The sequence below is a fragment of the Flagellimonas pelagia genome, from assembly GCF_003584135.1.
GTDB classification, from domain to species: domain Bacteria; phylum Bacteroidota; class Bacteroidia; order Flavobacteriales; family Flavobacteriaceae; genus Flagellimonas; species Flagellimonas pelagia.
The window spans coordinates 314,235-333,450 of the sequence record NZ_QXFI01000026.1 but is presented as its reverse complement, the minus strand read 5'-3'; the positions used below and the strand labels follow the sequence as shown (position 1 = coordinate 333,450).

General features: G+C 41.2%; 19 protein-coding genes. 13 read left to right on the top strand and 6 right to left on the bottom strand.

Going from position 1 to position 19,216, the window contains the following annotated elements:
- Positions 1 to 31: 31 nt before the first annotated feature.
- The 4 genes from D2V05_RS11550 to D2V05_RS11535 all read left to right on the top strand — a co-directional run bounded on the left by D2V05_RS11550 (position 32) and on the right by D2V05_RS11535 (position 4,822).
- Positions 32 to 2,851 carry a TonB-dependent receptor gene (locus tag D2V05_RS11550; protein ID WP_119647813.1) on the top strand — a complete coding sequence of 940 codons (2,820 nt, stop codon included), beginning with the start codon at positions 32 to 34 and terminating at the stop codon, positions 2,849 to 2,851.
- A gap of 157 nt (positions 2,852 to 3,008) precedes the next feature.
- Positions 3,009 to 3,320, top strand: a complete 312-nt coding sequence (locus D2V05_RS11545) for a T9SS type A sorting domain-containing protein (RefSeq protein WP_119647812.1) — start codon at positions 3,009 to 3,011, stop codon at positions 3,318 to 3,320.
- A 132-nt stretch (positions 3,321 to 3,452) separates the two neighbouring features.
- Positions 3,453 to 3,776, top strand: coding sequence for a T9SS type A sorting domain-containing protein (locus D2V05_RS11540; protein ID WP_119647811.1), 324 nt, complete (start codon positions 3,453 to 3,455; stop codon positions 3,774 to 3,776).
- Between the two features lie 59 nt (positions 3,777 to 3,835).
- On the top strand, positions 3,836 to 4,822 hold the full coding sequence (locus D2V05_RS11535; protein ID WP_119647810.1) for a LuxE/PaaK family acyltransferase: 987 nt from the start codon (positions 3,836 to 3,838) through the stop codon (positions 4,820 to 4,822).
- Between the two features lie 6 nt (positions 4,823 to 4,828).
- Here D2V05_RS11535 and tyrS read toward each other — a convergent pair whose 3' ends face one another.
- A complete protein-coding gene (gene tyrS / locus D2V05_RS11530) occupies positions 4,829 to 6,124 on the bottom strand; it encodes a tyrosine--tRNA ligase (RefSeq protein ID WP_119647809.1) in 1,296 nt (431 codons plus the stop codon).
- A gap of 85 nt (positions 6,125 to 6,209) precedes the next feature.
- Here tyrS and D2V05_RS11525 point away from each other — a divergent pair, with 85 nt between their 5' ends.
- The gene (locus D2V05_RS11525; RefSeq protein WP_119647808.1) at positions 6,210 to 7,211 is read left to right on the top strand and encodes an NAD-dependent epimerase/dehydratase family protein; all 1,002 of its coding nucleotides are present in this window, start codon (positions 6,210 to 6,212) and stop codon (positions 7,209 to 7,211) included.
- Here D2V05_RS11525 and D2V05_RS11520 read toward each other — a convergent pair.
- From D2V05_RS11520 to D2V05_RS11510, 3 genes are read right to left on the bottom strand one after another with little or no spacing between them, the layout of a single operon-like run.
- Positions 7,198 to 7,635 carry a DUF4296 domain-containing protein gene (locus D2V05_RS11520; RefSeq protein ID WP_119647807.1) on the bottom strand — a complete coding sequence of 146 codons (438 nt, stop codon included), beginning with the start codon at positions 7,633 to 7,635 and terminating at the stop codon, positions 7,198 to 7,200. The two genes, D2V05_RS11525 and D2V05_RS11520, sit on opposite strands and share 14 nt — an antisense overlap.
- A 3-nt stretch (positions 7,636 to 7,638) precedes the next feature.
- Entirely contained in the window at positions 7,639 to 8,973 is a 1,335-nt protein-coding gene (locus D2V05_RS11515) for a dihydroorotase (protein ID WP_119647806.1), read from the bottom strand.
- Positions 8,974 to 8,975: 2 nt separating this feature from the next.
- Positions 8,976 to 9,704: a polyprenol monophosphomannose synthase gene (locus tag D2V05_RS11510; RefSeq protein ID WP_119647805.1), complete on the bottom strand. Its 729-nt coding sequence runs from the start codon at positions 9,702 to 9,704 to the stop codon at positions 8,976 to 8,978.
- A gap of 119 nt (positions 9,705 to 9,823) precedes the next feature.
- Between D2V05_RS11510 and D2V05_RS11505 the strand changes: the two genes are divergently transcribed.
- The 3 genes from D2V05_RS11505 to D2V05_RS11495 are packed head-to-tail and all read left to right on the top strand — an operon-like array spanning position 9,824 to position 12,886.
- On the top strand, positions 9,824 to 11,482 hold the full coding sequence (locus tag D2V05_RS11505) for a glycosyltransferase family 39 protein (protein ID WP_119647804.1): 1,659 nt from the start codon (positions 9,824 to 9,826) through the stop codon (positions 11,480 to 11,482).
- Positions 11,479 to 12,135 carry a DUF4271 domain-containing protein gene (locus D2V05_RS11500; protein ID WP_119647803.1) on the top strand — a complete coding sequence of 219 codons (657 nt, stop codon included), beginning with the start codon at positions 11,479 to 11,481 and terminating at the stop codon, positions 12,133 to 12,135. Before D2V05_RS11505 ends, D2V05_RS11500 begins: the two co-directional genes overlap by 4 nt.
- A 7-nt stretch (positions 12,136 to 12,142) precedes the next feature.
- Positions 12,143 to 12,886 (top strand): uroporphyrinogen-III synthase, encoded by a 744-nt coding sequence (locus D2V05_RS11495; protein WP_119647802.1) that lies wholly within the window; start codon positions 12,143 to 12,145, stop codon positions 12,884 to 12,886.
- 53 nt (positions 12,887 to 12,939) lie between these two features.
- Here D2V05_RS11495 and pckA read toward each other — a convergent pair whose 3' ends face one another.
- Entirely contained in the window at positions 12,940 to 14,556 is a 1,617-nt protein-coding gene (pckA, locus tag D2V05_RS11490) for a phosphoenolpyruvate carboxykinase (ATP) (RefSeq protein ID WP_119647801.1), read from the bottom strand.
- A gap of 311 nt (positions 14,557 to 14,867) precedes the next feature.
- On the opposite strand from pckA, the gene D2V05_RS11485 reads away from it, so the two are divergent.
- Positions 14,868 to 15,851 (top strand): SH3 domain-containing protein, encoded by a 984-nt coding sequence (locus tag D2V05_RS11485; protein WP_119647800.1) that lies wholly within the window; start codon positions 14,868 to 14,870, stop codon positions 15,849 to 15,851.
- A 7-nt stretch (positions 15,852 to 15,858) separates the two neighbouring features.
- Here D2V05_RS11485 and D2V05_RS11480 read toward each other — a convergent pair whose 3' ends face one another.
- A complete protein-coding gene (locus D2V05_RS11480) occupies positions 15,859 to 16,248 on the bottom strand; it encodes a DUF423 domain-containing protein (RefSeq protein WP_119647799.1) in 390 nt (129 codons plus the stop codon).
- A 79-nt stretch (positions 16,249 to 16,327) separates the two neighbouring features.
- On the opposite strand from D2V05_RS11480, the gene D2V05_RS11475 reads away from it, so the two are divergent.
- The 4 genes from D2V05_RS11475 to D2V05_RS11460 all read left to right on the top strand — a co-directional run bounded on the left by D2V05_RS11475 (position 16,328) and on the right by D2V05_RS11460 (position 19,206).
- Entirely contained in the window at positions 16,328 to 17,701 is a 1,374-nt protein-coding gene (locus D2V05_RS11475; RefSeq protein WP_119647798.1) for a saccharopine dehydrogenase family protein, read from the top strand.
- Between the two features lie 48 nt (positions 17,702 to 17,749).
- Positions 17,750 to 18,220 (top strand): Lrp/AsnC ligand binding domain-containing protein, encoded by a 471-nt coding sequence (locus D2V05_RS11470; RefSeq protein WP_119640387.1) that lies wholly within the window; start codon positions 17,750 to 17,752, stop codon positions 18,218 to 18,220.
- A 38-nt stretch (positions 18,221 to 18,258) separates the two neighbouring features.
- The gene (locus tag D2V05_RS11465; RefSeq protein WP_119647797.1) at positions 18,259 to 18,579 is read left to right on the top strand and encodes a hypothetical protein; all 321 of its coding nucleotides are present in this window, start codon (positions 18,259 to 18,261) and stop codon (positions 18,577 to 18,579) included.
- A gap of 108 nt (positions 18,580 to 18,687) precedes the next feature.
- A complete protein-coding gene (locus D2V05_RS11460) occupies positions 18,688 to 19,206 on the top strand; it encodes a ferritin (RefSeq protein WP_119640391.1) in 519 nt (172 codons plus the stop codon).
- Positions 19,207 to 19,216: the final 10 nt, after the last annotated feature.

Genomic DNA, 19,216 nt, shown 5'->3' with positions numbered 1-19,216 from the left:
GTTAAAGAAAAAGTACATTAAAACAATAAAAATGCTGAAAAATAATCTCTTGGTAGCCTTCCTATTCCTTGCACAGTGGAGCTTTGCCCAAACTGGATCGGTTAGTGGAAAAATAATGGATGGCGAATTTAATGAAGTCCTTCCATTTGCCAATGTTTTGGTAAAAGGCACCTCTATAGGAACCACTTCAGATTTTGAAGGTGCCTATTCTATAGACCTGGCTCCTGGCACCTACACTCTTGTTTTCTCTTTTCTAGGCTATACATCTCAAGAAATTACAGATATTGTAGTGGAAGGAGGCAAAACTATGGAGATCAACGTTACCCTTCAACCTGCTTCAAATCAGTTGGATGAAGTTGTACTTACCACCACAGTTAGAAAAAATACAGAAGCTTCTGTATTGAACCTACAAAAAAACTCCGTAGTCCTTATGGATGGACTTTCTTTGGAATCCATTAAAACGGCCGGAGCAACCAACATTGCCTCTGCCATTAGGAGGGTACCCGGGGTATCGGTCCAAGATGGCAAGTATGTTTATGTTAGGGGACTAGGTGACCGTTATACCAAATCTATTTTGAATGGTATGGATATTCCAGGCTTAGATCCAGATAAAAACACCGTCCAAATGGATATCTTTCCGACCAATATCCTTGAGAATGTCATCGTGCTTAAATCCGCGTCTGCAGAATTGCCAGCCGATTTTACCGGAGGTGTGGTCAATATTGTCACCAAAGATTTTCCGACCCAAAAACAAATGACTTTTTCTGCCTCCGTTGGTTATAATCCCAGTATGCACTTTAAGGACAATTATTTGACCTATCAGGGTGGAGCAACGGATTTCCTAGGATTTGACGATGGTACAAGAGGTATTCCTATTGCAACAAATCAATTTATTCCAAGTCCTTCGGATACAAAAAACAATAGTATTCTGGAGCCAATTACACGTCGTTTTGACAAAACCATGGCATCGGAACAACAGACCTCAAAACCTAATTTTAATTTCGGGTTCAGCTATGGCAACCAATATAATGTTGGAGACAATACTTTGGGTGTTATTGCTTCATTGGATTATAAGAACACTACAACATTTTACGACGGTTTTGAAAATGGTATATATCAAAAAGCCCCGGAAAGTAATGACTATGAACTTAGATTTGACCGAAGACAACGTGGTGATCTGGGATCAAATAATGTATTGGTCTCTGCACTTACTGGACTTTCGTATAAAACTTCAAAATCAAAATACAAACTGAACCTATTGCATATACACAATGGGGAGTCAAGAGCCGCCTTCTTCAACCAAAGAACCGAGATTTCCAATGCCATTGATGTAGTTAAGGACAACCTGGAATATACGGAACGTTCTATTACCAATGCCTTGCTTTCAGGAAAACACACTTCCAAGGATGCATCATTTGTTACGGAATGGAGTGTTTCCCCTACCTACACCAGTGTTCAGGACAAAGATGTAAGATTGACCACCTTCGTTATTGAAAACGATGGATATTCCATTAGTTCCGATGCAGGATTTCCAATTCGACTTTGGAGAGACTTGACCGAGATAAATGCTGTTGGTAAGGTAGATTTTTCCAAAAGCTATGAACTGTTCGGTAATAAATCCAAATTCAATTTTGGTGGCTTGTACAGTTACAAAAAAAGAGATTATAGCATCTACAACTATAATATCTCTTTTTTCAATTTTAATACAGCCAGCCTTAATGGTGATCCAAATGCCATTCTACAAGACGAAAACATCTGGACGGTTGATAACAATTCCGGATCCTATATAAGGGGTAATTTCCAACCGGCCAACAGTTTTAATTCTGAACAAAATACCATTGCGGGTTACGTATCCAACGAATTTAAGTTTGCAGAAAAGTTCAAGGCTGTTTTAGGATTGAGGGTAGAACAATTCACCACCTTCTTTACCGGTCAAAACAACTCAGGTTCTGAAATTTATGATCATGAAAAAACCATTGATAAATTGAACCTGTTTCCATCGGCCAACTTAATATATGAGCTAAAGGATAACATGAATTTGAGGGTTTCCTATTCCAGGACAACCGCAAGGCCAAGTTTCAAGGAACTATCCGTTGTGCAGATTCCCGATCTTCTTACAGGAATCCTTTTCCTTGGAAATTTGGACCTCAAGCCAACGTACATTGACAACTTTGACTTGAGATATGAAATATTTGGCGACGAAGCACAAATGTTCGCTATAAGTGGTTTTTATAAAAATTTCACCGATCCAATTGAAATCGTTGCTTATAACATTACTGCGCCCAACCAATTTACGCCAAGAAATGCTCCTTCTGCCCAAGTGTTCGGAGTGGAATTTGAGACACGTAAAAACTTTGGGTTTATTTCTGAATCACTACGGGACTTGAGCCTTAACCTTAACCTTTCCATTATCGATTCCAAAATTGATATGGCAAAAGGAGAAAATCAGGAATACGAGTCAAGACAGATCTTTGCAAGAGATGGTGAAACTATTGATGACACAAGACAACTGCAGGGGCAATCCCCATTTTTGATCAATGCAGGTCTAAATTACAACAACCGTGATAAAGGACTTGAAACCGGAATCTTTTACAATGTTCAGGGTAAAACGTTACAAGTGGTTGGTTTTGGTCAAAATCCAGATGTTTTCACACAGCCCTTTAATAGCTTGAATTTTAATTTTTCAAAGACCATTGGGGAACTACAACACTCCAAAATAACTTTTAAAGCAAACAACATCCTTGATGATAACCGTGAAAGCCTATATCATTCCTACAAAGCAGAAAAGCAAAATTTTTCGTTCCGTAAGCCAGGAGTTACCTTCTCTTTGGGTTATAGCTTGAGTTTTTAAATTTCATATTGAATGACTCATAAAAAAGAAGCCCCCGAACTATCGGGGGCTTCTTTTTTGCATTTCATCGAAAAGTAACCCTCTATTCGTCAAACGATTCCATTTTCGCATTGCATTTTTTTTATATTTGTGGCACAGCGTTTGCAACCATTAACGTATGAAGCACTTTTACCTAGTCATGTTCTTTTTTGTATGTGCCTTCGGATTTTCTCAGGAAAATGCCAGGGGCAGTGCGGATATTGACGGGTTCAAGCTATACCCCAATCCTGTTACACAAGGAAAGGTATATATTGAGACTTCACTGAATTCCCCAAAAAAAATTCTGGTTTTTGACGTTCTTGGCACCCAGGTTGTGGAGACCACCATTTTGGGCAAGGAACTTAATCTTTCCAGCTTGGACAAAGGGGTCTATATCTTGCGTGTTTTTGAGAATAACAAGGTGGCTACCAGAAAGTTAATCATAAAATAGTCCTTTTTTCCCTTCCCCAGACCACAAAATTCCTAGGTTTCCCAACACAATCATCCGTTTCACAACAAATAATGTGACTTCAGTAACTGTTTGCCTACTTTTACTTTGCGCATTTACCCCAAATCAGCTTACATGAAGAAACTCTACTTTATTTTAATTATGGCTTTACCCATACTTACTTACGGTCAGGAGTTGGTCAGCATTAACACTGAGCCCATACAGGAACTCAAGGGATTTAAAATGTACCCTAATCCAGCCTATGGGGATGAAGTCTATATTACGACAGAAACCAATGGCTCCAAGGACATCCAAATCTATGATGTTTTCGGAGAAGTCGTGCTAAAAGATAGGATCACTACCAATACATTGGATATTTCCCGACTTGTTCCCGGAGTGTATGTGCTCCAGGTAACAGAGAACAAGAAGACCATGACCCGAAAGCTGGTCGTGAAATAACAAGATCTTTTGAGCTCCTTTATCCAAGGGGCTTTTTTTTTGGGTAATTTTGCCCATCAATGCGCCAAATAAACACAGACCGGATTTTCTCTATTGCCAATTCAAAAGAATTTGAAGCCATGGCATGGGAACAATTCAGGTTCCAATACCACCATAATACCATTTATAAAACGTTTTGTGACCTTTTGGATAAACCCCCTTCCCAAGTTGGCACTCTTTTGGACATCCCTTTTTTACCCATTGAATTTTTCAAGACCCACAAGGTCGTTTCCTCTTCCGAAACACCCCAGGCTATTTTTGAAAGTAGCGGCACTACCCAAAATACTACAAGCAAACATTTTGTGCCTGATCTATCCCTATATGAAAAAAGTTTTCTAAAAGGTTTTTCGCTTTTTTATGGCCCAGTGGAAGAATGTTGTATCCTAGCCTTACTTCCTGCCTATTTGGAACGGAAGGGGTCCTCTTTGGTATATATGGTCAACGAAATGGTTTCCCGCAGCTATCATCCTGATAGTGGATTTTATCTCTATGACCTGGAGGCCCTTCATCAAAAATTGATGGCATTGGAAAAAAGAGGAACCAAAACACTCTTGATCGGTGTTTCTTTTGCCCTACTGGATTTGGCCGAACAGTTCCCGATGAAACTGCAGAATACCATCATCATGGAGACAGGGGGCATGAAAGGTCGCAGAAAAGAATTAATCCGAGAAGAGCTTCATGGAATCCTTACAAATGCCTTTGGTGTCCCTTCCATCCATTCCGAATATGGAATGACCGAACTGCTGTCCCAAGCCTACTCCAAAGGAAATGGGCTGTTCACCACACCTCCTTGGATGAAAATCGTGACACGCGATACCGAAGACCCCTTGAGCCTTCAAACTCAAGGAAAAACAGGTGGAATCAACATCATAGACCTCGCCAATGTTTATTCCTGTTCCTTCATCGCCACCCAAGATCTGGGCAAAACTTTTTCGGAAGGTTCCTTTGAAGTTTTGGGAAGGTTCGACAGTTCCGATATTAGAGGTTGCAATTTGATGGTACTCTGAACCTCTCTAGTCTACTACCAGAACAAAGTAATTCTTCTTGCCCCGCTGAAGGAGCACAAATTTGTTGTTGATCAAATCCGCTTCGGTAATCAAGTAATCTTCCCCAACCTTCTCCTTGTTCACAGAAATGGAATTTTGTTTCAACTCCCTTCTGGCCTCACCATTGGATCCTAAAAAGTTGGTCTTGGCGGCCAATGCCCCGATCATATCCAAACCAGGTTGAAGTTCTTGCCTTGAAACTTGAGCTTGGGGAACTCCTTCAAAAACATCCAAAAAGGTTTTCTCGTTCAATCCTTTCAGGTCTTCTGAAGTTGACTTTCCAAAAAGGATATCGCTGGCCTTAATGGCATTGTCCAAATCTTCTTTGGAATGGACCATGGTGGTCACTTCTTCCGCTAATTTCCTTTGCAATGCCCTCTCGTGGGGGGCTTCTTTATGGGCAGCCACCAACTCCTCAATCTCCTGTTGGGTCAAAAAGGTAAAGATCTTGATATATTTTTCGGCATCCTCATCGGAAGTGTTCAACCAATACTGATAGAATTTATAGGGAGAGGTACGTTCCGCATCCAACCACACATTGCCCCCTTCGGTTTTACCAAATTTGGTTCCATCCGCTTTGGTAATCAAAGGACAGGTAAGGGCAAATCCCTTTCCTCCACCGATTCTTCTTATAAGTTCCGTTCCCGTGGTAATGTTCCCCCATTGGTCGCTACCTCCCATTTGAAGCGTACAGTCATGGTGTTGGTACAAGTATAGAAAGTCGTACCCCTGAACCAACTGATAGGTAAACTCGGTAAAGGACATGCCTTCCTTGGCATCCGCAGAAAGTCTTTTTTTCACGGAGTCCTTGGCCATCATATAATTTACGGTAATGTGTTTTCCCACATCGCGGATGAATTCCAAGAAGGAAAAATTCTTCATCCAATCATAGTTGTTCACCAAAACGGCGGCATTGGGTTCATCGCTTTCAAAATCCAAAAAACGGCTCAACTGTGACTTGATCGCTTCTTGGTTGTGCCTCAAGGTTTTTTCATCCAAAAGATTTCGTTCAGCCGATTTACCCGAGGGATCCCCGATCATTCCCGTGGCACCTCCTACCAAAGCATATGGTTTATGACCCGCCAATTGAAAATGCCTCAACATCATTACACTTACCAAATGGCCAATGTGCAAGGAGTCCGCAGTGGGATCAATGCCCACGTAAGCGGCACGCATTTCTTCCATAAGGTGTTCCTCGGCTCCGGGCATTACATCATGCACCATTCCCCTCCATTGTAGTTCTTGGACAAAATTCTTAGACATGGATTGTTTTTTTGAATGGTTGCAAATATAAAATGAACTTGGCACTTGACTCAATAATTACGGTACAAATAGGTACTTTTACAGCATGATTTTGGTTACAGGAGGCACTGGATTGATAGGTTCGCACCTACTTTACCACTTGGTGAACAGCGGAAAGAAGGTCCGGTCGCTTTACCGTACCAAAGATTCGTTACAGAAAGTTTCCAAGGTTTTTGGGTATTATTCGGGGCAATCCAACCAATTGATGGATCAAATCGATTGGGTTGTAGGCGATATCACCAATTTAGGTGCGTTGGAAAATGCATTTGTAGACATTCATCAGGTCTACCATTGTGCGGCATTGATTTCTTTCGACCCGAAGGATTTTAAAGCATTGGAAAAGACCAATATGGAAGGAACGGCCAATATTGTGAATCTTTGTCTTAAAAATGGGATTGAAAAGCTCTGTCATGTGAGTTCCATTGCCGCCATCGGACCAAGTGTTAAGGGCAACGAGGCCACAGAAGAGAATGAATGGAACGAGACCAGTGCATCCGTGTACGGCCTTACAAAATACAACGCTGAACTTGAGGTTTGGCGTGGCTCTCAGGAAGGACTGTCCGTGGTCATCGTGAACCCTGGGGTTGTCATAGGGCCTGGTTTTTGGAAATCGGGCAGTGGTACTTTTTTTACCTACGCGGCCAAAGGCAAAAAACATTTTATTCCCGGGGGTACCGGTTTTGTATCAGTAGGGGATGTGGTAAAGGCCATGGTATCGTTAATGGAATCCGCTATCCAATCCGAGCGGTTCATTTTGGTGGATCAAAATTGGACCTATGGACAATTGTTCCAAAAAATAGCCCTAAAACTGGGAGTAGAACCTCCATCAAAACAGCTTTCCTATTCCTCCTTGGAGATGTTTTGGAGATTGGATTGGCTGCGAAGTAATGTATTGGGCAAAAGACGAAGGCTTTCCAAAAATATGGCGAAAGGGCTTTACTATCATGAGATTTATGACAATTCCAAATTAAAGGAAACCCTCGGATTTCAATACGAAGATTTGGATAGGGCTATCGATTTTTGTTGCAACAAGTTCAAGGTTCCCTAGGAACCACCTCTTTTTTATCCTTCTTGGCATTCAAGGAATCCTTTCTTGCTTCATTGACCTTACGAATACTATCGTTCTTCCGCATGGATCGTTCTTCCATGATTTTGGTCCGTTCTTCCAATCTGGCCTCTACATTCTCGTAAATGGATTGGTATTCCAAGGGAACCGAAGCATAATACAAATCACTTTGTGAAAATTGAATACTATCTATACCATACTTCTTGTACAGAAACTCCATGATATTGATTCCAGAATCTTCAAACTTATTTGAGGCCGCTGACGTGGATGCATTCAATATGGCCAAATCATTTAGGATATCGGCCATTTTTTCTTTGGGAATAAGATTTTCCGGTTCCTCAATCACCTTTTCGGCACAAGCCGTGGCCAAAACCAAAACCAAAAAAGCTTTTGAAATCCTTCTCATTTCTTAGCGGTTAAAAGTCAATCTTTTTGCATTTTTCTGTACGGCAAAAACTCCATCATCATAAGCCAACAATCCATTCACAAAAGTACGTACGACCTTGGACCCAAAAGTAACACCTTCAAATGGGGACCATCCACATTTATACAAAATATTGGCTTTTTTAACCTCGCTTTGGGAATTTCTGTTCACCTGCACCAAATCCGCGTAACACCCCTCCCTGATAAATCCGCGTCGGTCAATATCAAAGAGTTTGGCCGGATTGTGGCACATTTTTTCCACCATTTTTTCCAAAGTGATCATTCCTTCGGATTCTTTTTGGAGCATGGCCAAAAGGGCATGTTGCACCAGTGGGCCTCCGGATGGTGCCTTGGTATAGGGATTATCCTTTTCTTCCAACGTATGAGGGGCGTGATCGGTGGCCACCACATCAATGCGGTCATCCAAAAGTGCTTCCCATAATTTTTCCCTATCCGCTTTGGTCTTTACGGCTGGGTTCCATTTGATCAAGGTGCCTTTCTCGGCATAATCCTCATCGGAAAACCAGAGATGATGGATGCACACCTCAGCTGTAATTTTCTTTTCTTCCAAGGGAATGGCATTGGTGAAAAGTTCCGTTTCAATTCCTGTGGAAACATGAAATACATGTAATCTGGCTCCCGTTCTTTTAGCCAAGGCTATCGCCTTGGATGATGAGAGGTAACAGGCTTCCGCACTACGGATAATGGGATGCAGTTCTATAGGAATATTATCTCCGTACATTTCCTGGTACTTGGCCAAGTTGGCACGTATGGTACCTTCATCCTCACAATGTGCGGAAATCACCATTTCGGTATTACTGAAGATTTTTTCAAGTACCTCTTCGTTGTCCACCAGCATATTTCCCGTGGAGGATCCCAAAAACAATTTCACCCCTGAGCACGCATTCTTGTCCAGTCGTTTCAACTCTTCCAGATTGTCGTTGGTCCCCCCAAAAAGAAAGGAATAGTTGGCGAAGGAATCCTTGGCGGCAATGGCCATTTTCTCTTCCAACTTTTCTATGGTGGTGGTCTGTGGGTTGGTGTTGGGCTGCTCCATAAAAGTGGTGATCCCACCTGCGATGGCGGCCCTACTTTCTGTGGCTATGGTGCCTTTGTGTGTAAGCCCTGGTTCCCTAAAATGCACCTGATCGTCTATAATACCGGGCAACAATAGGTCTCCATTCAGGTCAATCACCTTTGCATGGGAATCGGTAATGTCCCGATCTATTCGGGAAATGAAATCTCCTTCCAACAACACATCGGTTTCAAAAATGCTGTTTTCGTTGACGACCTTGGCATTTTTCAACAGTATTTTTGACATGGCTAAAAGTTCTTTTTAAAGAATATGCTCCTAAATTTCATGGCTATTACACCAAATATGGCTTCCCTGATGATTGCCGAGTTCATTTTTGATTTTCCGTTGATCCTATCCGTAAAGATAATGGATACCTCTTCTATCTTGAATTTTTTCAGGTAGGCCCTATACTTCATCTCTATTTGAAAAGCATAGCCGATGAAACGGACATTGTCCAGATTGATGTTCTCCAATACGTTTCTCCTGTAGCATACAAACCCTGCGGTGGGATCGTGCACTTTCATGCCCGTAATGAACTTCACATAAAATGAGGCTCCATAAGAAAGTAGAATCCTTGCCAAAGGCCAGTTTACTACATTCACCCCTTTTTTATAACGTGAGCCCACAGCCACATCAGCACCATTCACACAGGCCCGATGCAAACGGGAAAGGTCGGCAGGGCGATGGGAAAAATCGGCATCCATTTCAAAAATATATTCGTACCCCCGCTCCAAGGCCCATTTAAAACCATGGATATAGGCGGTACCCAATCCTGATTTTTCTTTACGGACCTCCAAAAACAATTGATCGGGAAATTGCTCCTGAAGATTCCTGACACATGCTGCAGTACCATCTGGAGAGTTATCGTCCACAACAAGAACATGAAAATCCTTCTTGAGGTCGAAAACCGTTTTCACAATGGCCTCAATGTTCTCAATTTCATTGAAAGTGGGTATGATCACCAAGCCGTCTGCCATGCACATTCGATTAGATTGGCAAAAATACGCTTTTCTATCTTGCCCTCGCAAACCTCTGCTTCTATCGGCGTTTTCAACTTGGCCAATATTTGTAACTTTGGTCCTTAAAAATCCGTTTGATGTCTCAAAAGTTTCCCAAACTTTTTCTTGTTCTGTTGGCCATCCTTTTTGTGTTGAACCTTATCCAGGCTTCGGTTACGGAACTCATCTATGATGAGGCCTATTACTGGTACTATGCACAAAATATGGCTTGGGGTTATTTCGATCATCCCCCGATGGTGGCTTTTTTGATCAAGCTCAGCAGTTTTCTTTTTGATGGGGAACTTGGTGTCCGTTTTATGAGCTGTGTACTTTCCGTGGGCACTTATGTCATTTTATGGGACCTTATCGACAATCCAAAGAAAAAGGATTATGTGGTGCATTTCTTTCTGTTGGTATTCTCCTTTACCTTGATGAACGCCTACGGGTTCCTCACCTTGCCGGATACCCCTCTTTTATTCTTTACAGCATTGTTCCTCTGGTTGTACAAACGCTTTTTGAAGGATACATCACTACCGACCACTTTGCTTTTAGGCCTTGTAATGGCCGCCTTGATGTACAGCAAGTACCACGCTGTTCTGGTTATTTTGTTCGTTTTTCTTTCCAATATAAAATTGATTGCCAACAAAAAAGCGTGGTTGGCAGTGGTGTTGGCGTTGGTTTGCTACATTCCACATTTTGTTTGGCTTTATCAGAACGATTTTGTATCCATCACCTTTCATTTGTATGAACGTCCCAACCAAGCCTATTCCTTTGACGGTTTTACGTTGGGGTATTTCCTGAATTTGATTGTCATCATAGGCCTATTGTTCTATTGGGTCTATGGCGCCTTGTTCAAGTTTAGGACCACTGATAAATTTTCAAAGGCATTGGTCTATTTGGTTTATGGAATTATAATTTTCTTTTTCATTTCAAGTTTCAACAGAAGGGTACAGGCCCAATGGGCCATTGCGATAACCATCCCGTTGGTTGTGATTGCCTTTAATTATATGTTGGACAACGCCAAAAGCAGAAAATGGATGTACCGAATAGGTCTCTTTAGCTTGATTTTGTTGCTCTATGCCCGAGTCTGGTTGGTCTATCAACCACTATTCCCCGTCCTCTATGAAACCCATGGCAACAAGGAATGGGTAAATGAACTGCACGAAAAGGCCGGTGATGTTCCGGTAGTTTTTGAAAATTCGTATCGCCGTGCTCCCATGTATGAGTTTTACTCGGGAATACCTGCCATTTCATTAAATAATTTCATGTATCGGAAAAACCAATATTCCATTGATGGATCCGAAGAAAAAGTAAGAGGTAAAAAAGTCTTGTATGTGACCAAATACCGAAATAGCGGTGACATCTCGTACATGCACCTGGATAGCACAATATTTCACGGTACTTTTATAGAAAACTTTCAATCATATAGAAACATAAAATGCTTTGTCGATAAATCGGAAACAGGTACAGCATATGGCTTAAAGGTTTATAATCCCTATCCCTTCGATATTCCCTTGGAACAGTTAAAATATACCATTTCCTATTCCAACGCTTATAAACAGGTAGAACAAATGCTTCCCTTAAAGGTAAAAGCTGAAGAATTTCAAGGGGCACTGCTAAAATCCAAGGATACCCTTTACTATTCTTTTGAACTACCATTGACGAAAATGGAAAATCCGGTGTATTTTAGAATAGGGATTTCTGAAAATGGACTTCCTCCCGGTCTGAACGGACAACCCTTCAAGATTCGCGAATGAACCCAATTGAAAAAAGCATCGTTTCCTTGGATTGGATGACCTTGGTGTTGTTCTCAAGTTTGGTGCTCTTGGCCATTGGAAAATACTGGTACAGTTCAAAATTCCTGAATTTCATCATTCTTCCGTTCAATGATAAATATGTGCTACTTAATAGCAAAAAAGGTCCTCTTTTGAATTGGTTCCATATCTTGATGTCCACTTTCCAATTGCTCAATCTTTCACTCTTCATTTTTTTGGCGCTACGAGCATTTGATGTAATGCCCCAAGGAGATCCTGTATTTACTTTTTTGATTGTTTTAGGGGGTTTGGCACTTTTTGAATTTGCAAAATTGTTGCTCCAATCCTTTACCGGATATGTGTTCAACAACCAAGAATTCATATTGGGTATCATTTTCAGTAAAACTTCTTACCTCAACTACAGTAGCATTATCATTGCGCTAGCCAATATTTTATTGATATATGTTTTAATCGACTCAAAAGCAACCATATATGGCGCAATTGCCTTAATAATATTAATAAACGGCATTGGTACGATAAAGCTGTTGAAGAACCATCAAAAAGCTATGTTTCCGTATTTTGTGTATTTTATTTTGTACCTTTGCGCACTCGAAATTGCGCCCTTGGTGTTAATTGGAAGCTATCTAAAAGTTTAAAAAGCTTATGAAAGTAAAAACAATTTTGGTTTCCCAACCAGAACCCAAAGTCGAAAATTCCCCCTACTCCAGATTGATCGAGAAAGAAAAGGTAAAAGTGGATTTTAGGCCATTCATTCACGTGGAGGGGGTTGAAGCCAAAAATGTTAGGCAGCAAAAAATTGATTTGAACAATTTTACGGCAATCATCCTGACCAGCAGAAACTCTGTTGATCACTTTTTCAGGATTGCCGAGGAGATGCGCTTTAAGGTTCCGGACACCATGAAATATTTTTGCCAGTCGGAGGCCGTGGCCTACTACCTGCAAAAATATGTAGTGTACAGAAAACGAAAGATCTATGTGGGCAAAAGGACTTTCAATGAATTGATTCCTTTGATGAAAAAGTACAAGGACGAAAAATTTCTTCTACCATCATCCGATCAATTGAAACCTGCCGTGCCAGAAGCCTTGAATGAGCTTGGCGTAGACTGGAAACGAGGTATTTTCTACAAGACAGTGATCAGTGATCTGTCCGATCTTAGAGATGTTTACTATGACATTCTGGTATTCTTCAGTCCTTCCGGAATCGAATCCCTTTTGAAGAACTTCCCGAATTTTGAACAGAACAATACACGTATTGCCGTTTTTGGCAACAGTACTGTAAAAGCAGCAACAGAAGCGGGACTTAGGATCGACATTCAGGCGCCAACACCGGAGACACCCTCCATGACTATGGCCCTGCAGAAGTACATCACCAGTGTGAACAAGTAAAAAAACTTACTGTAAAAAAAAATGAACGCCCCCGCAATGCGGGGGCGTCTTGTTTAAAAAGCATATCGTTGTGGGCCTCCCCGCCGGATTTCCTCACTGGCATAAGCCTCGAATTTTTTAAAATTCTCCCGAAACGCGTTCGTCAGTTTAAAGGCTGTTGTATAGTAAGCCTCATCGTTGTTCCATGTAGTCCTGGGACTCAACACTTCTTTGGGAACACCTGGACATTCCCTGGGCTGTGCCACCCCAAAAACGGAATGGATATGGTATTTGTCATAACTGTAAAGCCCTAGTTCCCCACTTAACGCGGCACTGATCATGGCACGAGTATACTTTAATTTCATGCGGGTACCCACACCATATGGGCCTCCTGTCCATCCTGTGTTCACCAACCACACGTCCACACCGGATTCAATCATTTTTTTGCTCAACATTTCAGCATATTTGGTAGGGTGTAAAGGCATGAACGGTGCCCCAAAACAAGCCGAAAAAGAAGGTTGTGGTTCCACTACCCCCGCTTCGGTACCGGCCACTTTTGCCGTATAGCCCGATATAAAATGGTAGGCCGCCTGTGCCGGGGTCAGTTTGGAGATAGGAGGTAATACCCCAAAGGCATCTGCCGTAAGGAAGAAAATGTTCTTCACATTTTTGCCAATGGAAGGTACCTGGATATTTTCAATATGGTCAATAGGATAGCTCACCCTGGTATTTTGGGTGATGGAAGTATCAGAAAAATCGACCACCCCATTTCCGTCCATAATCACGTTTTCAAGGATAGCCCCTTTTTTAATGGCCCCATAAATTTCCGGTTCGTTCTCATGGCAAAGATCGATGACCTTGGCATAGCACCCCCCCTCAAAGTTGAATACGGTATTATCAGGTGTCCAGCCATGCTCATCATCCCCGATCAACTTTCGGTTGGGGTCTGTGGACAAGGTGGTCTTACCTGTTCCAGAAAGTCCAAAGAAAATAGCCGTGTCTCCGTCATTCCCAACATTAGCGGAGCAATGCATGGGCAGGGTGTTTTTATAAACGGGCAAGATAAAGTTAAGGGCAGAAAAAATACCTTTCTTGATTTCACCGGTATAGCCTGTTCCGCCTATCAAAGCAATCTTTCTTGAAAAATTCAAGATGGCAAAGTTATGTTGACGGGTACCATCCACCGCTGCATCTGCTTTAAAACCGGGAGCGTTCACTACCGTCCACTCCGGCTCAAAATGCTCAAGTTCGTCTTCAGTGGGTCGAAGGAACATATTGTATGCAAACATGTTGGACCACGGATACTCGTTGATGACCCGAATGTTCAACTTGTAATCGGGGTCGGCACAGGCATACGAATCCCTTACATAAAGCTCCTTTGTGTTTAAGTAGTCAATGACCTTGTTGTAAAGCCGGTCAAACTTCTCGCTGTCAAAAGGGATGTTGATGTTTCCCCACCAGACCTTATCCTCGGTAATGGCATCCTTCACAATAAAACGGTCCATGGGAGATCTTCCTGTAAACTCGCCAGTATTCACCGCCAATGCACCGGAAGACACCTCTTTCCCCATTCTTTTTTCTATAGTGATATCATGCAACTCGTCTGGCGAAAGTTGGTAATTGATGTTGTCATGCTGTATCCCATAGGATTTTAACGAAATCGTTTTCGAAGCTTGGGCAGAATCCTTCATGTTTATGTTTTAATATTGGTACAAAACTAGAAAATTATAACGTTTTCGTACAGGATTTAAAGGTCAATTGAGTGGTTTTTTGGTCAAAATGTAATATCCTAAAAAAAACCAACCCAAGATTATGAAAACACCTCCCAACGGTGTTAAAAATCCAATGATATAAAACCAAAATGAGGTAAAGCTGTTCAATATCAGCTATTGAATTTGTTCTAGTCACTTTCGTCAATTCAAAATACTCATTCATCAATTGGGATAATCAACTTCTGGATGTTTCCAATATTTTTCACTTCTAAAATTATTCTTATACACAAATGATAAAACGTCTTAGCTTTTTCTGTTGCATACTTTTTTTTACCTTAAGTTGTAATTCCAAATCAGAAAAGAAAACTACACAAACCAATAATTCCAAAATTGCCGAATCAGGTGATTCTAGACAAAGTAATCTACCCGATGAATCCATCTCAGCCATTTGCTTATGGCCAAAGGTGGGATTGCGAGATAAACCTGGAATGGAAGACGCAAAATATATCACTACAATTTACTTCGGAGAAACCGTTGAATTTCTGAATGAAAAAGAAAATACCGATGATGGCAAGGAATATCTAAAAATTAGGCTTTCCGATGGAAGTGAGGGTTGGGTATATGGCAATTTGTTTGCTTTGGATGGGGAACTGGCTATTATTGAAAAGGAAACAGAACTTTATAAAAGACCAGATATTATGACATTCGAAGGGGTTAAATTAAAACCAATGGATATGGTCGTAATTTTTGATGATGAAGAACACAAAGAATGGCATCAAATTACCAGTATAAAAAAAGAGAGAAATGGTTGGATTCAGGGTAATATCGATGCCATACAAGATGAAGTAGACATAAAATTGGGTATCTTATATTGGAGAGCAATGGAAGAGTCAAGCGAAAAGAAATCCGTGCTATTGGAAAATATCCTTGCCAATCCCAATTTCAAAAAATCAAAATTAATTGAAAACGTCACTAAAGCGCTTTACGAAAATTCAGATGGAGCCGAGGCTTTCTATATTGAAGAACTTGATTCATTTGAAAATCTTTCATCCAACAAACTAGGGATAAAGACCGGATTGGCCAATGTAAGAAAAGACCCTAATTCAAATGGTGATGTCCTATTTCAGGTTCAGAAGGGAGATATTTGCTATATTTTGGCCCAAGGAGAATCGTTGGAAAAAATAAATGATGTTACCGACCGATGGTATAAAATTAATTTCAATGGCAAAGAAGGTTGGGTCTTTGGATATTACACTACAAAAAGAAGAAATTAAATTTAGGTTAATCTGTTCTAGATTTTAATATCTGACAACCTAAATAAGACCACCCCAAGATCATGAAAACACCTCCCAACGGTGTTAAAAATCCGATTCTTTTAAAGTCAAAAGCGATTAAACTGTTCAATGCCAGCAGGTAGATTGAAAAGGAAAACAAGATTACCCCGATGAGCACCAAAACAAAAACGCGTTTTTTATAACTATTGGCGAGTCCAGTCCAAAGTCCCAAAAAAAGTAGGAACAAGGCATTGTACATCTGGTATCGTACCCCCGTCTCGAAGGTTTCAATGGCCCTAGCATCAACCAATTTCTGCAATCCATGGGCTCCAAAAGCACCAAGAATGATGGCCAAAAGCCCCATAAAAACCGCAGTAGACAAAATTGTTCTGTTCATAACTTTAACAGGTAATATTTTTAAAAATATAACAATTTGATACCTTAGTATCTTACAACTTCAAAATTACGCAAAACCTATGGTCCGAACTATTTTGGTCATTGGGGCAGGCAAATCGACCTCCTATCTTTTGGATTATCTTTTAAAAAAATCCAAGGAAGAAAACCTTCAGATACTCATTGGTGATCTGAAGCCGGAACTTATTCCTTCGGAATTTGCCAATCACCCCAACTGTACTGTGTTCGCTTTGGACATTTTTAACGATGAGGCCCGAAAAAAAGCTGTGGAAAGTGCATCCATAGTGGTTTCCATGTTGCCAGCTAGTCTTCATATAAAAGTTGCCGAAGATTGCCTTCTCTTAAAAAAACACCTGATCACAGCTTCCTACATCAGCAAAGAACTAAAGGCTTTGGATGAACAGGTCAAGAAAAATGGACTGGTGTTCATGAACGAAATAGGTCTTGATCCCGGCATTGACCATATGAGTGCTATGGAAATCATTGATCGCATTACAGAAGCTGGAGGCAAAATGTTATTATTCGAATCGTTCACCGGGGGATTGGTGGCCCCTGCAAGCGACACCAACCTATGGCATTACAAATTCACTTGGAATCCCCGCAATGTGGTTTTGGCAGGACAAGGAGGAGCTGCAAAATTTATTCAGGAGGGTACCTACAAATACATTCCCTATCAAAAACTGTTTAGAAGGACCGAATTTCTGGACATCGAAGGCTACGGCACTTTTGAAGCCTATGCCAACAGGGATTCCTTGGATTATCGAGAGGCTTATGGACTTCAAAATGTGTTGACACTGTATCGGGGAACCATCCGTAGAGTTGGATTTTCCAAAGCATGGCAGATGTTCGTGATCTTGGGAATGACGGATGACAGTTACACTATTGAGAATTCAGAAGGCATGTCCTTCCGCGAATATGTGAATCTTTTTCTACCCTATTCGCCCACCGATTCCGTGGAATTGAAACTGCGACATTACCTCAAAATAGATCAGGACGATATCATGTGGGGCAAATTATTAGAACTGAATCTTTTTGATCACAAGCGGAAAATACCTTTGAAAAATGCCTCCCCAGCACAAATGCTCCAATATATTTTGGAACAAAGCTGGACCCTTCAGGAAGATGAAAAGGATATGATCGTGATGTACCATAAGTTTGGTTACGAATTGAACGGTGAAAAGAAACAAATCGATGCCAATATGGTGGTCATTGGAGAGAATAGGACCTACACAGCCATGTCGAAGACCGTTGGGCTTCCCGTGGCCATGGCAACGTTGCAAATCCTGAACGGTAAAATCACAACACCAGGTGTCCAAATTCCTATTCGCAAAGAGGTATATGCACCGATTTTATCCGAATTAAAAACATACGGCATCCACTTTAAGGAATATCAAGTGCCCTATCTGGGCTATAACCCAGACTCCGTAGCTGGTTAGGTTTTAATTGAATTTGCATACCTTTGGCTTCAAATTAAAATCAGACTGGTGAAAAACAATAACAATTCTTTAAAGATTGATGGTATCGACAAAAAAATCCTAAGATACCTCATGGAAGATGCCCGTAAACCTATTTTAGAAATCGCGAGAAACATTGGGATATCCGGGGCCGCTATTCACCAAAGACTCCGCAAACTGGAAAGCTCCGGGCTTTTGGCAGGCTCCAAGTTCATCATCAATCCAAGGGTTTTGGGCTATACCACCATGGCATACATCGGTATCTTTTTGGACAAGGCCATGTCCAACCCCAGAGCGGTAAAGGAATTGGAAAAAATACCGGAAGTTTTGGAATGCCACTACACCACTGGAAACTGGTCCATCCTCATCAAGGTATTGTGCCGCGACAATGAACACCTTATGCAGGTCCTGAACAAAAAGATCCAACAGATTGAAGGGGTATCCCGCACGGAGACCTTTATTTCCTTGAACCAACAAATTGATCGACAAATTCAGATTTGATATTTTGATTCAATCTAAATAAAGATTAAATTTGGCCCATGGTTGAAATCTATCGGTCCAAATATTATTCTTTACAGCAGGCGGTGCGAGAGCGGGCCTTTTATCTTGATCTTGGGCAGAAGACCATCCGCATGTCCCTATGCCAACTTTTATCCCTAAGGCATAAAGTCATGTCTATCTCCCTGGAATCCCATTTTGATTGTGACCTCAACAAGCATGGCTTCGAAGTTTTATTGCTGTGCAACAAAGAGCATCTTTTTATTTTGAACACTATGGAGGTCATCGACCTTAAGAACCTAGTGGAGCATGGATTTGTAGCCCTAGGGCTCTCGGTTGCTACCGAAGCCGTTGAAGTCTAAGCCCTTCCTTTTTTTCATCATAAATTACCCTTAAATCAAGGGGTTTCGGCAGTAATGCAGTTAAAAATTCGTAATTTTAACATTGCAACTCACTAAAAACCTATTCATATGAAAGACATAGCAAGACAAAGCATGAGCATTAAAGTGGAGTCCATGGACCTACTCAATGGCCAGATCAAAATGGAAGCCCATGCCTCTGCCACCTATTTGGCCATGGCATCTTGGTGCGAGCAAAATGGGTTTTTTACCAGTGCCAAGTTTTTCTTCAAACAAGCTGAGGAAGAAAGGGAGCACATGATGAAGATCTTTAATTTTTTGGTGGATACCGGTGGAAGTCCCATTTCACCTGAGGTGACCAATATCAACCACGACTATTCCTCTATTGTGGATGTGTTTGAAAATACTTTGGAACACGAAGTAAAGGTGACCAAATCCATCCATAATATTGTGAAAAAAGCCCGCGAACTGGGTGATATTGCCACGGAACGTTTCTTGGATTGGTTCGTAATGGAGCAAGTGGAGGAAGAAAACACTATCCGTGATATTCTGGATATGATCGCCGTAACCGGAACCGAAGGTGTGGGTCTTCAAATGATCGATAACCAAGTAGCCAATTGGATTGAATAAATCATCCAAA